The sequence below is a fragment of the Bradyrhizobium sp. S3.2.6 genome, from assembly GCF_040546885.1.
Lineage (GTDB): Bacteria > Pseudomonadota > Alphaproteobacteria > Rhizobiales > Xanthobacteraceae > Bradyrhizobium > Bradyrhizobium cytisi.
Genome location: NZ_JBEPOS010000030.1, coordinates 1 through 20,057, shown reverse-complemented (window position 1 = coordinate 20,057; position 20,057 = coordinate 1). Strand labels below are relative to the sequence as shown.

Here is a 20,057-nt window from a genome sequence, read left to right as displayed (position 1 = left end):
CCGGCGGCATTGGAATAGTATTGCCGCTGCGACGGATGCGTAAGATTCGGGTGCTTCGGCCCGCCGAAGGACGCTGGGATCCAACGGACGAATCTCACGGTGCAAACTGTGGATCGTTCGGAAGTCCAACGTGGCCTGCAGCCTTTTGTGACTGCGGCGATCGTCTTGAAAGGATGCATGATTGGCCGTGATCGGCGCGTCATGCTCCCCCACACTCCGGCGCCGGACTTCGCTGGAGCACTCGCAAAAGTGTCGGGTGAACCCTTTTCGGCGAGGTCCTGCCTGGCAAGCCGCTGCTGTGGTACTTTCGACCTAAGCTCAGCATCGCTGTTGGTGCGCACCTTTGTTAGGTCGCCTCGTCTGATTACGCGATCATGTCAGAGGCGTTTTTGTCAGGAGCCCCACGCTGCGAGTGCTTCGATGAGATGCCGAAAGCACAACAACAGCGACAGGAATGCGGCAAGACGGAAAGGCGATGGTCGCCACCAGCACGAGGTAAGGACTGGCAGCGGCACATTGGGCGCCGCGCGGGCGCGGCGTGGTCCAGACTGCCTCCCCATCTTTCACGCATCCGTTCCGCCACGATGCTCGCGCAGCGCTTCATCGAGGCAGGCTATCAACTCAAGACCGACAAAGGGTTTGGCGAAAAAGCCAATTACGCCGACGCTCAACGCGCGGGCTCGCGTGCGATCATCCGCGAAGGCAGTAATCAAGATGAATGGCGCAGCGTGACCCTGGGCCCGCATCTGTTCCAAAAGTTCAAAGCCGCTCATGGTGGGCATCTGCACGTCTGCAATGACACAGGACGTGTCATTCAATTGAGACGACCGCAAGAAGTCCTCAGCCGATGCAAACGTATGAACGATGTGGCCCTGCGATTTCAGAAGGTTGTTCAGTGCGGCACGAATCGAAGGATCGTCGTCGACAACGGAAACAGTTGAATACCTGGACAAGACAACCCGTTCTAGTTGGGCGAAGGCGGTGGCAGAAGCATGACGGCCAACTGAAGGGTGCGCGTGTTCGATGAAATTGTAAAATCATACTTAGGTTTGTACCCTGGAACGGTCGGTCCCAATTCCCAGCCTCTCACTCATCCTGATCAAATCGGCTAGCGATCGAGCGCCCATCTTCTTCATCATGTGCCCGCGATAGATTTTTACTGTAATCTCGGCGAGCCCGAGTTCCGCGGCTACCTGTTTGTTCAATAGGCCAGCGGCGACCAGTTTCAAGACATCCTGCTCTCGTGGACTTAGGGCCTCAAACAAGGACTGCAGCCTCCCGACCACCTTGTCTACACCCCGCCTCTTCCGATCCTGTTCGATAGCTGCGACTACGCCATCGAGCAGTTCCTGATCGCGAAACGGCTTGCTGAGAAAATCGATTGCTCCACGCTTCATGGCTTTGACGGTCATCGGAATATCGCCATGAGCGGTGATGAAAATGATGGGAATGTGAATCTTCAGTTTGGCTAACTCACTCTGGAGCTCAAGCCCGCTCGATCCTGGCAGCCTGATGTCAAGCACGAGGCAGCTAGGAACATCAGGAAGCTCGCTCTGGAGCAGTTCCTGGGCCGATCCGTAAGCAACGACATCTAGACCGATCGAACGAAATAGGTTGACCAGCGATTCCCGCATTGAGAGGTCATCGTCGACGACGAGGACGCTCGGCCTCACCTCCGGCCCTTCGACATTTGCGGCTTCCTTCCGCGGTTCAGAGCGCTTGGTCACGATAAGAGCCTCACTTGTACGATTTACAGTAGAAATATCGTGTCACAACGACCTTTGATTGAGACATGCAGCCTTTCGCGTAGGCTAATCTTTGAAATTTTCCAGGTGCGTGACTGGTTAGCCATTCGCACCAGCGTTGCCCATTACAGGAAAGTCTAGCAAAAACCGCTCGAGTGGTCGAGAACTGCCTTTCGCGTCTCTCCGCCGTCGCGTTGGACCAGCCTGCGGCATCGATCAAATCAATGAACAGCCGGTCGAGAAGCACCGAATCCAGGACTTGCAGCGCTCGCTGCAGCGAACGACTCATTTTGCGGCTGAAGGATCAGAATGCCCGGCGCTTTGGTAGTTGAACGTGGGGGCGCGAATTGGCGCGATTGTGCCTGTGCATGCGCCGATCCCGCCGGCGTTGCGATCGGCAACTGGCGTAGACGATCGCACCCGCACTAAGGAAAATGGAAACCAGAACGAGCAGCAGCGGCATCAGCACATGAACTCTTTTTTCCGTCGTCAGAGCGCCTGTGAGTTGCGTCTTTGCGAGGTCGGGGAAAGCATCTTGCATCGACTTCGTACAACCTGACGCAAGGTGCGATTCAAGTCCTTTCCGTCATCATGTTTGTAGGAAATATGCTCGAACTCGAGCTGCTGCAGGGACGCTCACGTTTGTTCGTCTCGTTGCTTCCTTTACCAGGCTCGCCCCCAAGATCAGGCGGCGTAATCTGAATGGAGAGGCGGGATACACTCCATTCGGTGTCCGGCTGTGGACCAGTGCGGCAAAAGGCAGCATTTGCTCTGCTGCATCAGCCAAACAACCGCTGATCCCAGCGAAGAATCATTCTCCTAAGAACTGGCGGACATCAGAGTTCCGTGTCGGGCAGCCTGGAGATCGGCTCTTTGACCTACATAGGACCGACAAAACCCGGCCCGAGCGGTCAACCTGAAGCTATTGTCAGACCTACCAACAGCTCATCGATCCGCTAGGCGGGGTCATTAAAGGCGGCCCGACGCACTCCGTCGAGCAGAAAGTGCGTCGGGTTCGCCCCACATCGCCAGTACATCCGTGGTGATGTTGCCACCAATGAAGCAACCAGCGTGGCAAAACTGAGGCTCGCTCACCAACGTAGAGTAGGTCGTGACTTCCTGCGAATTCGTACCGGTCGGGAAGGGCTTGAACCGTTCGTAGCATCACGTTGTACGATGCCGGTGTAGATCTATCGAACTGGCAAACTCCGATCCGGCACAGTTCTGGTTGGCAAAGACTTGGATAAATGTTGTCACAGTGCGCGTGGCGAGAAGAAGACGTTCCGCTGTTCTTCATTTAATTGCCTTTTCCTTCACCGGTTTTGGGGTAGCTTACGCCTCGCTTGAACAGCGGTTTAACCAGCATGAACTTTCTCAGATCTATCGAAATCGCCTGGCCGGCAATCGCCCTCCTGAGAACCGAAGCGAGCGGCATTCCGATCGGTGAGAGCCTGTACGGACGCTTTGTGAGCATCAGGAGTGCCTTTGTCGCGGATCAGTTGCTCGAGCAATGGGAGCAGGAATGAAGAGGATAGTTTTGGCGCGGTTTCGTTCACAGTGACTTGCAGATCTGCCCTTGATGCTGTGGTTCGGAGTCGATGACTGCGTGGCGCCTTCCAACAACGGAGCCAGGAGTGAATGTCGATCTCGAAAGCAGCACCGCGCATGTCGGCGGATTTCTAGCCTGAGCGCTGTTGCGGCGCTCAGGCCGATGCAGCCGTCAGAAGCCGGCGTCCAATGGCCTCGCGCGTTGCGCCGATCATGGGCAAAACCGATCAGCGTTCACATGTCATTGCCTGCTTGAGCGGTAGCAGCGACCTGGGGCCCTGCTGCAGGTCGGGCAGTGCGCCGCTGGCGGTCGGGTAACGGCTACGAGCCGTTCCATAAAAAGGGAAACTCGCCTCTACACCGCGCCAGTCGGGAGCGCCCGCCGCCGATGCTGTGCAGGCCCGGCCTGCGCGCCGGATTGGGCTGGATTGACACGATCGGGCTGCCAGGTATTGGGGGGTGTAAGTTGCATCTTGTGTGCAGCGGTCCAGTCTTTGGCGGCCTTGATCGGTACTCGCGCCCTTTGCGAAGTCCCTTCACAAGCTCGCCCCATATGTGTCAGATTTTGGCTCAATCCTTATTGACTGGGCGGGCAAATGCCGCGGGACCCCCTCAGCCGAACTCTGTTCGGCTCAAATGTCGACAGTGACATCCAGGACATCCAGCCCCTATGGGAGGACGGTGATCGGGCGTTCTGCCGTGCGTGCCGTCGGCAAACCCACGGCAGCAGCGCTGTCGTGCTTATTGTGCGGCCCACCGCAGAACACCCAGCGACGCTTGACCGCCTCGCCCACGAGTGTGAGCTGAGGGAGGAGCTAGACGAGGCATGGGCGGTGCGGCCGTTGGAACTTATTCGGGAAGCTGGTCGGACTATGCTTGTCCTGGAGGATCCATGCGGCGAGCCACTGCTAAATTTACTCGGGATCCGTATGGAGCCCAAGCCGTTCCTGCGCCTCGCTGTTGGTATCACGAGGGCCGTGGGCAAGCTTCACCGGAGCGGCTTGGTCCACAAGGACCTGAAACCCGCTCACATTCTGGTCAATTGTCCTGACGAACAGGTGCGACTCACTGGGTTTGGTCTGGCTTCCCGTCTTTCCCGCGAGCGCGTGCCGCCTGGGCCTGCCGAGTTCATCGCGGGCTCGCTGCCCTACATGGCGCCCGAACAGACCGGACGCATGAATCGCTCCGTCGACTGTCGCAGTGATCTCTATTCACTTGGCGTGACATTCTATCAGATGCTGACCGGCGCGCTGCCGTTCACCGGCTCAGATCCCTTGGAGTGGATCCATTGTCATATTGCAAGAAAAGCAACACCGCCTGTCGAGAAATCGCAAAACCTCCCGGAGCCAATCTCTCAGATTGTGATGAAACTCCTCGCGAAGACCGCCGAGGAACGCTACCAGACTGCCGCTGGCCTTGAGCACGATCTGCAACACTGTCTGGCAGCATGGGCCAACCACGGTCGCATCGACACATTTGAGCTCGGCGCAGACGACACACCTGATCGGCTGCTCATCCCCGAGAAGCTCTATGGCAGAGCCCGCGAGATCGAGACCTTGCTTGGCTCTTTCGATCGCGCGGTGAAGAGCGGCGCGCCGGGGTTGGTGCTGGTTGCCGGCTACTCCGGCATAGGTAAGTCCTCGCTTGTCCAGGAGCTACACAAAGTACTCGTGCCCTCGCGCGGGCTGTTGGCATCAGGCAAATTCGACCAACTGAAGCGCGATGTTCCCTATGCGACACTGGTGCAGACCTTTCAGAGTCTTGTGCGTCCTCTTCTCAGCAAAAGTGAGGGCGAACTCGCGACTTGGCGGCAGGCGCTCCGGGCGGCGCTCGGCGCGAATGGACGGCTGATGATCGACTTGATCCCCGATCTCAGCCTGATCATTGGCGAGCAGCCCGCGCCTGCTGAGCTTCCAGCCCGGCAAGCGCAAAATCGCTTCCAGCTCGTGCTTCGCCGCTTTATCGGTGCTTTCGCCCGGCGAACCCATCCATTGGTGCTCTTCCTCGACGATTTGCAGTGGCACGATGCCGCAACGCTCGACCTGATCGAGGATCTTCTGACTCAGTCGGACCTGCACCTGCTGCTAATTGGAGCTTACCGCAGCAACGAAGTTGATGCAGGCCATCCACTCAAACGCAAGCTCGAGTCCATCAGGAGAGCCGACGTAAATCTAGAGAAGATCACGCTGTCGCCGCTCACTGCAGACGATGTCGCGCAGTTGGTCGCGGATACCCTTCGCTGCGGACCAAAACGCGCTGCCCCGCTTGCAAAGCTGGTGCATCAGAAGACGATGGGCAATCCGTTCTTCGCCATTCAATTTTTGTCTGAACTGGCCGAAGAGCAGCTGTTGACGTTCGATCACGAGTCGGCGCGCTGGCGTTGGGATCTTAAGCGCATTCACGCAAAAGCGTACACCGAGAACGTCGTCGATCTGATGCTCGGCAAGCTCATCCGGCTGCCCGAAGAGACGCAGGACGCGCTGCAACAGCTGGCCTGTTTCGGCAACATGGCCGAGACGGCAGAGCTTGCGATCGTGCTCGAAACGTCACAGGGACAGGTGCATGCGAGGCTATGGCCGGCGATCCGGCAGGAACTGGTCTCGCGCCAGGGAACAGTGTACCGCTTTGTACACGATCGCGTTCAAGAGGCGGCTTACTTGCTGGTGCCGGAATCCTCGCGCGCTCCTGCCCATTTGCGGATCGGTCGGATGCTTGCGGCACATGTCCCTGCGCACAAACGTGAAGAGGCTATCTTCGATGTTGTCAGTCAACTCAATCGAGGTGTCGCGCTAATCGCTTCCGGTCAGGAGCGAGAGCAGCTCGCGGAGTTAAATTTAATCGCAGGGCAGCGTGCCAGGGCGTCGGCGGCCTACGCCTCGGCACTGACATATTTCACTGTCGGTGCTACGCTGCTCGCGCGGGATTCGTGGCAAAGGCGCCAGGAACTTGCATTCGCACTGGAAACCAGTCGGGCCGAATGTGAATTCTTGGTAGGCCGGCTGGACATTGCAGAGAGCCTCCTCTCCGCGCTGTGGAAGCACGCTTTGAATGCGCCCCAACGATCAACGGTCGCATGTTTGCGGGTCGATCTTTACTTGGCGCTCGGTCAGCACGGCCGGGCAGTGGCCATAGGTCTCGAATATCTTCACGACGTCGGGATCGAGTGGTCGCCGCATCCGAAGGACGAGGAGACACTAGTCGAATATCAGCGGATGTGGTCACAGCTGCCGGACGCGATCGAGGATCTTGCTAGTTTGCCTGGAATGACAGACCAGACCTCGCTTGCCACGCTGGCCGTCTTGACGCGGATTCTTCCGGCCGCTGGATTCACGGACGTGAATTTATCCGCTCTGGTCATCTGCAGAGCCGTCAGCATCAGCCTCGAATACGGCAACACTGATGCTTCTTGCACTCACTACGCATGGCTGGGCCGAATCTCGGCCGGCCGCTTCGGTGACTACCAAGCGGCAGATAAGTTTGGTCGTCTTGCGTGCGATCTGGTTGATCGCGTTGAGTTCTCTCGCTTTCGGGCTCCGGTCTATTTGGCCGTCGGAGGCAACGTGATCCCGTGGACGAAGCCCCTAAGGGACGGACGAGTTTTGATCCGGCGAGCGCTCGAAGCTGCGGTCAGCATCGGCGATTTCATCTATGAGGCGTACAGCTTGGTTCATCTAACCGCAAATATGATGATGGCAGGAGATCCCCTGAAAGAGGTGCAGAACGAGATAGAGAAAAGCCTTGCTACGATACGGAACAGAAAGGTCAAGTTTGCTGCTGATGCCATGACTGCACAGCTCGCAATTATTAGAACCATGCGCGGCCTCACGCGCTCATTCGGTACCTTCGATGATCAGCAGTTTGACGAGCTGGACATCGAGCGATCATTTGAACGCAGTCCGGAGCTATCACCGAGCGAAACCGTCTACTGGATCCGCAAACTTCAGGCGCGGTTTCTGGCCGGCGATTATCCTGCAGCTATTGGTGCTCGCTCGAAGGCAGAGCCCGGATTGTGGACCATCCCGACAGAGTTCTTGATCGCGGAGTTTCACTTCTATGGCGCGCTGTCTCACTCGTGTTACTGCGACGGGCTGTGTGAAAGCGAACAACAGCAACATCGAAAAATGATTGATGTCCATCACAGACAGCTGCAGATATGGGCCACAAATTGCCCCGAAAACTTTGACAATCGGGCATCCTTGGTCGGGGCTGAAATTGCGAGGCTGGAATGCCGGGATGCAGACGCAATGCGACTGTACGAACGCTCAATCCAGACCGCAGGGCGTAACGGTTTCGCCCATCACGCGGGGGTCGCTGGTGAACTTGCAGCGCGCTTTTATGCAACGCGCGGTTTTGACAGGATCTCCCGGGTTTACCTGCAGGACGCCCGGCATGGCTACCTTCGTTGGGGAGCAGATGGTAAGGTGCGTCAACTCGACGAGCTACATCCCCATCTCAACCATGAGGAGACCACTCTTGCCGTGAATGGCATGAGGATCGGAGCTCCGGTTGAGCATCTTGATCTGGCGACGGTGACAAAAGTGTCGCAGGCGATTTCCGGCGAGATTGTGCTTCAAAAACTAATCGACACGCTTATGCGGACTGCCATTGAGCAGGCTGGCGCCGAGCGAGGTTTGTTGATTCTGCTGGATGGAGGCGAGCCACGGATCGAGGCGGAAGCCACAACAGTAGCGGATGCGCTGCTTGTAAAGGTGGATGAACAGCCTGTGACTCCGATGGCTCTTCCCGAGTCCGTGCTGCATTTCGTCCTACGTGTCCGCGAAAACGTCATTCTCGAAGATGCTGCCGCCCAGCCTTCATTTGCGGAAGACCCGTATATCCGCGAGCGCAAATCGCGTTCTATTCTTTGCCTGCCACTGATCACGCAAGGCAAGCTGATCGGCGTACTTTATCTGGAGAATAATCTCGCCCCGCGCATATTCTCGGCTGCCCGCAACTCGGTGCTGAAAATGCTTGCCTCCCAAGCTGCAACAGCGCTGGAAAACAGCCGGTTGTACAGCGAAGTGCAGCAACGGGAGGCGAAAATCCGGCGCTTACTCGACGCTAACGTCATCGGAATCTTTATCATCGGCAAAGGGGGCGAGATCATCGAGGCAAATCAAGCCTTCCTCGCGATGGTTGGATACGACCAAGGGGATCTTCTCGCAGGGCGAGTGAACGGTCTCGACCTGACGCCTCCAGAATGGCACGAGCGCACAATGGATGCTCGGACAGAAGCAAAAAGGACCGGAGCTGTTCAGCAGTTCGAGAAAGAGTATATTCGGAAGGATGGCAGCCGCGTGCCGGTGCTAATTGGCCTCGCCGTATTCGATGAGCGACAGGACCACGGTGTTGGCTTCGTCCTCGATCTGACAGAGCGAAAGAGAGTGGAAGCGGAGGCCCGTGAAAGCGAACGACGTTATCGCGAAACTCTGATGGGCCTTGCACACGCCAATCGGATCACGACAATGGGACAGCTGGCCGCCTCGATCGCCCATGAGGTCAACCAGCCGATTGCGGCGATCAGCAGCAATGCGGGGGCAGGGCTAAATTGGCTCGCTGCTCAACCCCCAAACCTGGAAGAAATTCGGCAGACCTTCGGTTTAATTGTCCGTGACAGCATGCGCGCTGGAGACGTGATCCGCCGGATCCGCGCTCTTATGAACAAGGCTCCGATACAAACGGAGCTTCTTGCAATTGACGAAGTGATCTTAGAGGTGCTGTCCTTAGTTGGCGCGGAACTCGCAAAACATGATGTGTGGGTGCGAACCCGACGACCTGAGGCGTTGCCGCTCGTTCGAGCAGATCGCGTTCAGGTGCGGCAGGTGATTCTCAATCTGATCACGAACGCCATCGAGGCAATGAGCGAGATCAACGAAGGCGAGCGCGAATTACTGATCGCTACGCGGACTGATGGCTCGAATAATGTATTGGTCTCTTTTCGGGATACGGGTCCAGGACTCGATCCAAACAGCGCAGACCGCGTGTTCGAGGCGTTTTACACCACGAAATCCGAAGGCATGGGCATGGGTCTGGCCATTTGCCATTCTATTATTGAGGCGCACGGGGGCCGAATGTGGGCCGGCGCCAATGATCCTCGCGGAGCCGTCTTTCAGTTCAGCATGCCCGTTGCGCCGGAGGGCGTGGATCGGGCGGAACAAGTCACTGGAGCGTCTTAGGTCGAGTGCGTCGTCGAGCAGGGGGCTCCGGGAGCTCCGATCATCTTGACAGAAGTAAGCTGCGCGACGTTGATAACAGAGACATTCGCGTTTCATGCTGCCCGTCGGGAGAGTTGGCGCGACCGCAGATTATCGCGAACTGTCAGAAACTCTACAATCCGACCACAATGTCAGATTCCAGACGCTTCGCTGGCTCTTTGCAAACCTCTAGAGAATTGCGAAGCCATCAAGCGCAATCAGAACGACTCCTGCAGACGCAATGTTCGAGATGCGCATGCGAACCGTCCCATGGGCTGCCACTGGTACATCGTTTTTCTTCTCCGGAGTTGGCCTCGTAGCCTTGGGCGCCACGGCTGCCGCTCGCGATAGACGGCGCGCGTTCGATGGCATCATGCACTCTTCTGTGCTGCGTAAGGCACCTGACGCAAGCAGAAACCCACCGGCGCAGCACGTCGTTGTGCAGACGGAGGGCAGTCGAGGAAGTCGAGAAAATCCACGTGGCGCCGGGTTCGTTTACAACAAGCCGTTCGGGTTCGTCATCCTTCGGAATGAGGTGAGCCGCACGACGCCTTCGTCAGGGTCGCTGTTGGATAAGCCCTCGATGACGCCGGCGCGATCCGCCGTATTGCAATTCCGGCTCATCTTCCGCGTGCCATCGAAGAACCCAGCGAAAGTCGCCATGGCCTCGCCTGTCGCGCGGCGATCAGGATGGAAGAGCGCGTCAATCAAGGTGAGAGAGTTTCGCCGGGCTCGTGACGAAGGGAGGGCGTAGCCCGACCGGAGTTACGAGCCCGGCGTCGGCGCGATCCGCTAGGGACCGCGCCGACTGGTGATCGCGGCCGGCAGGTTATGCAAGTGGTTCTTCCGCCAAGAGGAATCACTCGCTTGCCCGGCCGACACATCACAGATCACCAAATGAGGCTCTACATGAAGAACCGTCAGACCGACAGCCCGCCAGTGGCGGCGGCCAAGGCATCATTCAGTGCGGCGACCGCTTATCGGATCGAGAGAGATCCCCGACTTCCGTCGCAAAAGAAGGCTCCCCGCGGCCGGCGACGACCGGACCCGTTGAGCGAGGTGTTCGAGACCGAGACGTCCCGATCCTGAAGTCGGCACCTGGCTTACGCCCGGTCGCGGTCTTCGAGGAGATGCTCCGACGTCATCCTGATCTCGGCACCGGTATCCGTCGTACCGTGGAACGTCGTATCCGTGCCTGGCGGGCGATCCATGGCGAGGAGCAGGAGGTAATCTTCCGCCAGATCCATGAGCCTGGCCAGCTCGGCCTCTCCGACTTCACAGACATGGGCGAGTTGGGTGTTACGATCGCGGGCGCACCGCTGGATCATCGTCTCTATCACTTCCGTTTGGCCTATTGCGGCTTCGAGCACGCTCACGTCGTGCTTGGCGGCGAGAGCTTCGTTGCCCTGGCCGAAGGCCTGCAGAATGCCCTCTGGTCGCTCGGTGGGGCGCCGCGGGAGCATCGGACCGACAGCCTGTCGGCCGCATTCTGCAATCTCGATCGCGATGCACGGGATGATCTGACGCAGCGATACGAGGCCCTTTGTGCCCATTACGGCATGCGGCCTTCCCGCAACAATCGAGGCGTAGCCCACGAGAATGGCTCGATCGAAGGGCCCCACGGTCATCTTAAGCGAGCAATCGCGGACGCCTTGCTGCTGCGCGGAACTGTCGACTTCGACGATCTTGCCACCTATCGCGGCTTCATCGATGAGATCGTCAGCCGCCGCAATGCCCGCAACGCCAAGCGGATCGATAGCGAGCGCGTGGTATTGCAGGAGCTGCCCGATCGCCGCACCTCCGACTACGAAGAGGTGATCGTCCGCGTGACGTCTTCGGGCGGCTTCACCCTGCGCAAGGTGTTCTACACGGTCCCATCGCGCCTGATCGGTCACCGGCTGCGGGTACGGCTCTACGACGATCACCTCGACGTGTTCGTCGGTGGCACGCATCTCCTTACCTTGCCGCGCGGGCGGCCGCATCCCAACGGCAAGTACGACCAGGTCGTCGATTATCGGCACGTGATCCATTCCCTGCGGCGCAAGCCAATGGCGCTGCTCAATCTGGTCTATCGGGACAGGCTGTTCCCGCGCGAGGGCTATCGAAGAACCTTCGACCGATTGCGCGAGCGCTTACCGGACAAGAAGGCCTGCCGGATCATGGTCGATCTCCTCGCGCTCGCTCATGAGCGCGGCTGCGAGGCCGAGCTCGCCGATCAGCTCACGGCCGACCTTGACGCCGGCCGACTTCCCGAACTCAACCGGCTGCGCGCTCACTTCGCTCCTGACCCCGCCCACCTGCCGAACGTCGTGGTGCAGCTCGCGCCGCTTGCCACCTACGAATGCCTCATTGGTACCGCCGAGACCGGAGGTGCCGCATGAGCGTGGCCAACACCGTTGATACCGTGCGCCTCAATCTGTTGCTCAACGAGCTCCGCCTGCCGGCCATCAAGGTGCTGTGGGCGCAACTTGCCGAGCAATCCGACAAGGAAGGTTGGCCGGCGGCCCGCTTCCTGGCCACCATGGCCGAGCACGAGATCGCCGAACGCGGTCGCCGGCGCACCGAACGTCATCTCGTCGAGGCCAGGCTGCCAGCCGGGAAGACCTTCGACAGCTTCGACTTCGAGGCCGTGCCGATGATCTCGAAGGCGCAGGTGATGGCGCTCGCCGCCGGTGACAGCTGGCTGGGCAAGGGCGCCAATTTGCTCCTGTTCGGGCCGCCCGGCGGCGGCAAGAGCCACTTGGCGGCAGCTATCGGCCTGGCCCTCATCGAGAACGGATGGCGCGTCCTCTTCACCCGCACCACCGATCTCGTGCAAAAGCTCCAACTGGCTCGCCGCGAGCTTAACCTCGAGGCCGCCATCAACCGCCTTGATCGCTTCGATCTCCTGATCCTAGATGATCTTGCCTACGTCACCAAGGACCAGGCCGAGACTAGCGTGCTGTTCGAACTCATCAGCGCACGCTACGAGCAGCGCTCGATGCTGATCACCGCCAATCAGCCGTTCGGCGAATGGAACAAGGTCTTCCCGGACCCTGCCATGACGCTCGCCGCCATCGATCGTCTCGTTCACCACGCCACCATCGTTGAGATGAACGTCGAGAGCTATCGCAGACGCACCGCGCTCGACCGAAAACGCGGTCCGGGACGGCCGACTTCGCACGCGACACCCAAAACCGTCGCTGATTGACGCTCCGCGACAATCAGAGTTCAACAAAACTCTTGCGCGCGACAATCTGCGCGGCAATCATTACTTCGCCGCGACACTGACTCGCCATCCAGTTTGCCGCGCCTTCCCATCCAGATCGACGCGCTACACTCGCCAGTCGGCGTCAGCTTCCACTGCAGATTCGAACGCGCCAAGCGCGCACAAATGGTGCCCATGGAGCCTTTGCTCGTCGAGTACTACGGGCAGCATCGCTCCAACACGCCCTTCGTGAGTGGCGGTGACCCCGTGGCTAACCGTGCCTCGCGCCCTTTCCGATGAAGGTCGGCGATGTCGACGGCTCGGAAGGCGGGCGGCGTGTACATGGGCGAAGCTCCCCGGCAGCCCGGCCGACAGCCGGGCGACTCCTGATTTGAACTGGGGTGCGTCTCATGCCGTATCACAGAAAGAGCCAATCTGGGTACTTTCATTCCTCCGCGCGTGCTCGCGCTGAGGGCAGCTAACTGATGATGTGTCAACGGGGGATCGACGAGAGCGCTTGCAAGCTGTTCCAGCCGTCGTCTTCGAGCCGTGCCCGTTACGGCCAGCCGTGGGATAGCATCTTGCTTTCATTCTGACCAAGCTCTCGAAGCATCGACCGCTGCTTTCATCGGCCGTGAGTGGTTCAATGGCTACCCAGATCCGTCGCAGCTGGTACGGAGCCTGCGGCTGCACACTTCGGCTGTTGTTTAGCACGGTTCCAATATTCCGTTGCTGCCTTATTGAGGCCGATGTGATGGCGTTAACGCCCCATGCTGATGGCCCATTCCAGTTCAGCATTTCAGTTCGATAGTTCAGTTTCTCGCATGGATTTCCGGGTAGCAGAGAGAGCATATGTCTATGAAAGACACGATGGAGCACATCAAGCGTTCGTTGCGCGTGCTCGGCGGACTTGCTGTCGCCCTCGGCATCTCTTCCGTGCTCGGGTCGAACAATGCGCGATCGGAAGCCCTCAAGGGCTTTGGCTCTGCAGCGACGGGCGGCCTCGGAGGCGAGATAGTTCAGGTCAGATCAACCGAAGCTCTGAATCATGAGTTATGTCGTTCGTACAGCTTCGGGCAGTGCAATGACAATAGTCCGCGCGAGATCCAGGTAATCGGAACCATAGACTTTACCGGTACGGAAGGGCGAGGCGAGGGGCAGGGATGCCAATACGGCCGCACTTGTTCGGCACCTTACAAGCGTGAGTCCCTTCTCCTTATGGATGGCAACGACGCGCATTGCGATCGCAAGGAGAAGACGTTGGTCGGCTTCGACAGGGCCGGCAAGCGCCCGCTGGAAATTGGCTCAAACAAAACAGTGATCGGTGTTGGCCCGAGCGCTACAATCAAAGGGAAGGGACTGCGCCTGAATGGGGTCAGCAACGTCGTCATTCGCAACCTGACCATCAGTGATGTCAATCAAGGCGTGATATTTGCGGGCGATGCTATTGCAATTGCACGAGCCGACCTGGTTTGGATCGATCACAACCGATTTCATAATATCGGGCGACAGATGATTGCCGGCGGCTTTGGCCCTACGACGAATATCGCGATTTCCTGGAACGACTTCGATGGTAGCGATACCTATTCCTCCTATTGCAACGGGGAGCACTATTGGAATCTCCTGTTTCTTGGTGTCCCGCAGACGATCACCATCGCAAATAACTATTTCCATGAGATCTCGGGGCGGGCGCCGCACATCGACGGGGCCCAGGCCATTGTTCATCTCGTTAACAACTACTTCCACAACACGAATGCGCAACAGAGCGGCGGATTCTTCCATGCGGTGGATGCTGGATCATCTGTGCAGGCACTGATCGAGGGTAATTACTTTTACAACATTGAAACACCCGTAAAGGCTGGTAGTGGACATATCTTTGGCTTCTTTGACAAATCCAGCGGGACCGCGCAGGACATCTGCCTTACCGTGCTCGGACGTCGCTGCATCGAGAACATCGCGACCCCAGTGCCGCGGATCAATGGCTTTCGCCTAGATGAAACCGTAATTCGGTCGTTTGGGGCTCTTCCAAAACCATCTATTCCTCTTCCATTTCGAGCGGATGATGTTCCGGCTGTGATCACGGCCGGGGCAGGCCCCGGACACCTTGGGAGCCGGTGATGGCTCGTTCGCAGACGCGGCTCGAGACATGGCCGATTGCCGCAAACAGTTGAGTGGAAGGCGCATACTGGACGAGAACGGCACGCACGGCTGGCTGCCCGACGTTCCACGAGGACCGTACGCCCTTTCTCTTCGAGTGCCGAGCGGTACAATTCCTGTCGATTATGCGCCCTATGCTTTTCCCCGCCGACCCAGGGCTCGCCTCAAATGCTTACGTCCGGTTTTTCACGGGTTCGGGTTGGAAAGAGGAGGGGGCAGCATTTCGAATTATCATCCGATCAGCTAGCTGACGGACCTTCACAGCTTCGTTTTCCGACTGGCATGGTGCTTGCTCGAGAGTACCGTAGCGCGATGTGGGTCGCCTTCGAAACCAAGTGACATGCGCCCTCGTCCGTTTGAAGAATCCGCAACGCTTGGAGAAGTTCGCAATGAGAGAAACGGCTTCGACTGATAGTGTCATTCCACCGACCGACGTCGTCAAGCGCGCAGCGCGCATCGGTGTTGAAATCGGAAATGTCAAGCTCTCGGGTGATTTACCGAGCCAAACCGTCGCTGCGATCAACAGCTTGCTGCTCGAACACAAGGTGATCTTTTTCCGCGATCAGGGGCATCTTGATGACGCGGAGCAGGAGCGCTTTGCCGCTTGTTTGGGAAGGCTGGTGCCGCATCCGACGCTCGGTACCATCAATGGAACGACCTCGATCATCGAGCTTGATTCCGCGCGCGGAGGTAGTCGGGCTGATGTATGGCACGCCGATGGAACGTTTCTCGCGGCCTATCCCAAACTTGCGGTTTTGCGAGCCGTTGTGATCCCAGCATCCGGTGGCGATACGATTTGGTCGAACGCTGTGTCCGCCTATCTGCATCTGCCACGACCGCTCCAACGGCTTGCCGACGAACTCTGGACCGTTCACAGCAACGCCTTCGACTACGCCGGGACCTGCCGTGTTCGCGAAATCGACCAGAAACATTTTGATGAGGTCTTTACCAAAACGATCTATGAGACCGAGCATCCGGTGGTCCGTGTACATCCCGAGACCGGCGAGCGCGCGCTGGTTCTCGGCGATCTGGTGCAAAGGTTTATCGATATCCCAAAACGCGACGGCCAGAAGCTGTTTGATCTATTCCAGTCCCATATCACGGCGCCCGAGAATACCGTACGCTGGAGCTGGAAAGACGGCGATGTCGCGATTTGGGATAACCGCGCAACGCAGCATTATGCGGTCAACGATTACGGTGACCAGCATCGCGTCGTCCATCGTGCCACAATCGATGGTGACGCGCCCGTCAGCGTCGATGGTCGATGCAGTGTAACGCGCGTCAAGACGACGAAGCACCCGTCCACGAAGGTTGCCTAGCAGTGTGCGGCAAATTCACATAATGCACCGGTCCTATCGCATGTTCGCACGAGTTAATGTTTGCGAAGAGCCGTTAAATCGGGCACGACGCCACGCGCAATTAGATGGTAGGAGCTAACGCGCCGCAGAGGCGGGAGGCGACCTCCTTGCTGAAGTGAGATGCTAAAGCTCATCTCGGCCTGGCGAAGATGATTCAGGCATCAAGCGGCGCAAATCCGGCCGCGTCCGGTTGAGTTGGCCGCGGAAGGGGAGACGTTCGCGGGTCGGACCAAAGAGTTTTCCTCAGACCGCCCCCTTGGCCGAGCGCGAAATTGTACTGACCTTCGACGATGGCCCCGGCCGCCGCACACGGAAAACGTCTGACAGCGCCGCGCGCAGGAGTACGTCCGGGCCACATTCTTCCTGGTCGGCAAGTCGTCGGCCCAATTCCCGCGCTCGCGCGGCGGCTGGCCGCAAAAGGCCACACCATGTCGCACCACGGATGGTCGCATTCGATGGCGTCGAAGATCAGCTTCGAGAAGGCGAAAGAGGACATCGACCGCGGGATTGCGGCTGACGAAATGGCGCTCCATGGCATATCGACAATTGCGCCCTCGACGCCGTTCCTCCGCTTCCGCAATTTCGACTCGACGCCTAAGACGCTCGATCTGCTCCAGGATCGGGGCATTGTCGTGTTTGGAGCGGACTTGTGGGCCAGCGACTGGGAGGAAAGACCCCAGGCCAGGAGTTGAAGCTCATCATCAACCGATTCAACGCTGAGGGGAGGGGCATCATTCTGTTTCACGACGCAAAGGCACATACCGCCGCGATGATGCCCGCCTTCCTACGGTAGCCGCACGACAAAGGCCATCACGTCGTTCACATCGTTCCGACGGCGCAGCTGCAGAGGAATGCCGATACGCATTGATACGGAAATGTCACGGCGGCCGCAGAATGGAGTAATCCCGAATGAACTAAACCTTCGTTCATACTAGCCGGCGCAGTGATGGAGGCGAATCGCGCCTCAGCCGTTTCGGGCCCGTGTCACAGGAAGGCTGGGAACCGCAAAGCGACGTAGTAGCTTATTTCGACGTCTGCATCATTCTTTGCCGTTTGCGCGCTGGCAGGAGTGCTAGGCGCGCTTTGCCCGGCACCTCCATCGTGCAGCAGTACGTGTTCTGGAATGGCAGTAGCCCGCCGCGTCATCGGTAACCTAAGCTTTCTTCTGCTGAAATGCCGACACCGTCTTACGCTGTAACCCGTGTCCGCAAGCATTAGAACAGTCTTCCAACAGCAGATTCGAAGGGAATGATAGAGACGATCTCGCACGATACGGCCTGACGATACTCTCGGAAAGCATTGAACCGAAATGCGATGGCTCGCCGAGAACCCGGCTTTGTCAGGGGGCATATTCGATTCGAAGAACACGAGAGAAGCTGGCCTCAATCGCGAGCTGAACGACCAAATTGCACCCGTCATCGGATGTCCGAGATGTTCTACGTCGCGGCAACAAATGGCGCGTCAGACGAGAAATTAGAGAGAACTGATTGTCTGAACATAAGAAAAACAGTTTGTCTTGGACTCGCGCGTTGGACAGGTTTCTGAGAGCATTGATTTCGGGCAATGCTGCTGGTCAGCGACGCTCATGACCCTCGCGCGCAGCCATCGCAATGGGGCCGCTGAACGTCATTGCTCGGAATTGGACCGGAAACATCGCTGGTCGGCCTGCCGCTCGAGCTGCTGTAAAGTGGGGAAAGTAGGTCCAAATCCGTGTTCGCACGCGGTCAGCCACACTGCTGCAACGTACGAGTTTGGACACGATGTGGGGCGATACGCAGGTCCAAATTTCGAGAGCGCTCCGTGCGACTATTACAATGTTCGACAAGTTATCTTTCGATTTTCTGAGATATTTGTGGCTGGGAGCGACACGAAGACGCTATCACCTCAGTGTGACCTGAGGCGTCATCTGACCGTCAACCGTGCGGCATATCTGTTCGAATCGGGTGCTACGGCAGCCCCTGCGCCGATGCGCCGCCGGACGAGGTCGTATGTTGGTTCAACGTGGAAGAGGTTATGACATGGTGACCACGCGTGAAGTCTCTGTCGATGACGCCACAACGGTGACCCACATGGTTGCTGCTCTGCTTGCCGAACTTGAGGGCGGACAAAAGCAGGGCGGACTAGATACCCAGCTTGTTGTCGACCTACTGGCCATGAAAGAGCGCATCTATGGGTTTCTGGCATTCATGGAGGGACGCCCGGTCGGCCTCATTATGTTGTCGGAAAGCGCCGCCCTTTTTGCGGGCGGAACCTACGGCATTATCACCGAACTCTACGTGGTGCCGGAGCAGCGCTCGATTGGGGTCGCGATGCGTCTCATTGAGGCTGCGGTGGGCCTGGGTACGCTAAAGGGCTGGGGCCAGCTTGAGGTGGGGGCGCCGAGGCAGCCCATATGGAGCCGTAGTCCCTGCTCAGCATTGTACTTGAAGGCCGGCTTTGCAGAAATCGGCCCACGCCTCAAGTTGCCGTTACGGGGCTTAGCTAGTCATCGTGCGAAACGTAGTGCAGCGGGGAGATCGCGGTTAGCTCCTCGGCGGCAACGCGCGCCAAGCCGCTGTATCCCGGATTCGTCTTCGACATTTGCGTGAGCGTCGATGTGCCGGCACCCTGTTGGCTCGCGATGGATTTGGTGATGCCGGATTTGAGTCCGCCCGCCAAATCGGAGAGCACCGGCGCATCTCAAAGCCCTCATTCTGAGTGAACTGATCCGCGCGCCCAGCTCGAAGGGACATGAACGCTGCGCCGCGCAGGGCCAGCCTCTGCGCGGCGATGAAACATCTGTACCTGGCCAGTCTCCCAGGGCGTACGGATCGGACGGCTTACGAAAGGCTCACGAGCTCGCCCCATCCGTTGACCTGTTCTTGGCCGATTTAGTATTCTTCGCGCTCACTTGCGCTGGCGTCGCACTGACGAGCTGTTCGTACACGAGTATATGTCGCGCCCTCGGTGTTGATCAAAAAGACCCGTGCATTGGGGCGATCGGATCTTCCACGTAAATCGCGAGACCACTTCCTGAATCTCGGCAGAGCTACCGGCGACCTGTCTTGCTGGGCTGGTAAACCCGAGGTACCCCGCAACTACGTCCCACGTCGAATGACATGCGTCGGGCCGTGCTCCGCCTCGGCAAGCGGATAGGCTGGTTGGCCGCTAGAAAGGGCGTTCAATAAGGATACTGAACGCAGGCGTGAGCTTGCCGCGGTGAATTACGTTTCCTTGTGACCCTTCGCAGCTTGGGCGCTGCCAGTGCCGATTGTGGCCGCGCTGTTTATTGGACTTCACGTGGCAAGTGGCAAAGCCGTCGTCATCCAGAGTCGCCAACTGCAGGATAATTTATCGACCCACTCGGCCGGCGCCCTGAATCAGACTACGGCTCGAGTTCCACTACACCCAAGCACGCAAGCTGGCTCAACATGGTCGAGATCGAGATCGGCGTCCTGCGCGGTCAGTGCCTGGATCGCAGGATCGACAATCCCAAACGACTGCGCCGCGAAATCACAGCCTGGGAGCGAGGGCGAAATGCCGCCCGCTCACGCATTAAATGGATGTTCACAACAGACAACCCGCGCCAAATGGGTCGCGCCTATCCCGCCACTTCCAAAGAGTCAAAACCTCTGTGCCGCGGCATTAGTGCGATCCTTCCTCAATTGCCGCGCTAGGGGCTTTGTTCAATCTACCAACAAAATTGCAGGGTTTGGTGGCCTCAACTGAGCTGGTCCCGTTTGTCTGAACAGAATCTCCGCGTCGATAAGTGGAGCCTCTGCCGGGGTTAGGCCGCCGCGCGGAGCGGCGGAAGGTTGAAGTAGGCTTGATCCGGGGTCATGTCGTCAAGACTCGAATGCGGACGTCGTCCGTTGTAAAAATCGAGATA

Annotated in this window: 9 protein-coding genes and 2 pseudogenes; 8 read left to right on the top strand and 3 right to left on the bottom strand. The window is 58.4% G+C overall.

From position 1 onward, the window contains the following. Positions 1-563: 563 nt before the first annotated feature. Both ABID58_RS33390 and ABID58_RS33385 read right to left on the bottom strand, forming a co-directional pair. Positions 564-908, bottom strand: coding sequence for a response regulator transcription factor (locus ABID58_RS33390; RefSeq protein ID WP_502916449.1), 345 nt, complete (start codon positions 906-908; stop codon positions 564-566). A 135-nt stretch (positions 909-1,043) separates the two neighbouring features. Continuing rightward, on the bottom strand, positions 1,044-1,727 hold the full coding sequence (locus ABID58_RS33385) for a response regulator transcription factor (RefSeq protein WP_148774907.1): 684 nt from the start codon (positions 1,725-1,727) through the stop codon (positions 1,044-1,046). 2,162 nt (positions 1,728-3,889) lie between these two features. Here ABID58_RS33385 and ABID58_RS33380 point away from each other — a divergent pair. Further along, a complete protein-coding gene (locus ABID58_RS33380; protein WP_354037154.1) occupies positions 3,890-9,469 on the top strand; it encodes a trifunctional serine/threonine-protein kinase/ATP-binding protein/sensor histidine kinase in 5,580 nt (1,859 codons plus the stop codon). Between the two features lie 513 nt (positions 9,470-9,982). On the opposite strand, the gene ABID58_RS33375 is transcribed toward ABID58_RS33380, so the two are convergent. Continuing rightward, positions 9,983-10,198 (bottom strand): hypothetical protein, encoded by a 216-nt coding sequence (locus ABID58_RS33375; protein ID WP_354037153.1) that lies wholly within the window; start codon positions 10,196-10,198, stop codon positions 9,983-9,985. 156 nt (positions 10,199-10,354) lie between these two features. Between ABID58_RS33375 and istA the strand changes: the two are divergent. From istA to ABID58_RS33340, 7 genes and pseudogenes are all read left to right on the top strand, one after another. Beyond that, positions 10,355-11,868 (top strand): annotated as a pseudogene (istA, locus tag ABID58_RS33370) (IS21 family transposase). Next, positions 11,865-12,677 (top strand): IS21-like element helper ATPase IstB, encoded by an 813-nt coding sequence (gene istB, locus ABID58_RS33365; RefSeq protein WP_354037152.1) that lies wholly within the window; start codon positions 11,865-11,867, stop codon positions 12,675-12,677. Before istA ends, istB begins: the two are co-directional and overlap by 4 nt. Before the next feature lie 855 nt (positions 12,678-13,532). Continuing rightward, on the top strand, positions 13,533-14,792 hold the full coding sequence (locus ABID58_RS33360) for a pectate lyase family protein (RefSeq protein WP_354037151.1): 1,260 nt from the start codon (positions 13,533-13,535) through the stop codon (positions 14,790-14,792). Between the two features lie 428 nt (positions 14,793-15,220). Continuing rightward, the gene (locus tag ABID58_RS33355; RefSeq protein WP_354037149.1) at positions 15,221-16,150 is read left to right on the top strand and encodes a TauD/TfdA dioxygenase family protein; all 930 of its coding nucleotides are present in this window, start codon (positions 15,221-15,223) and stop codon (positions 16,148-16,150) included. Positions 16,151-16,479: 329 nt separating this feature from the next. Further along, on the top strand, positions 16,480-16,881 hold the full coding sequence (locus tag ABID58_RS33350; RefSeq protein ID WP_354037148.1) for a hypothetical protein: 402 nt from the start codon (positions 16,480-16,482) through the stop codon (positions 16,879-16,881). 1,326 nt (positions 16,882-18,207) lie between these two features. Further along, entirely contained in the window at positions 18,208-18,777 is a 570-nt protein-coding gene (locus ABID58_RS33345) for a GNAT family N-acetyltransferase (RefSeq protein WP_354037146.1), read from the top strand. A 724-nt stretch (positions 18,778-19,501) separates the two neighbouring features. Then, positions 19,502-19,845, top strand: a pseudogene (locus ABID58_RS33340) (transposase); the annotation flags it as partial. Positions 19,846-20,057 lie beyond the last annotated feature (212 nt).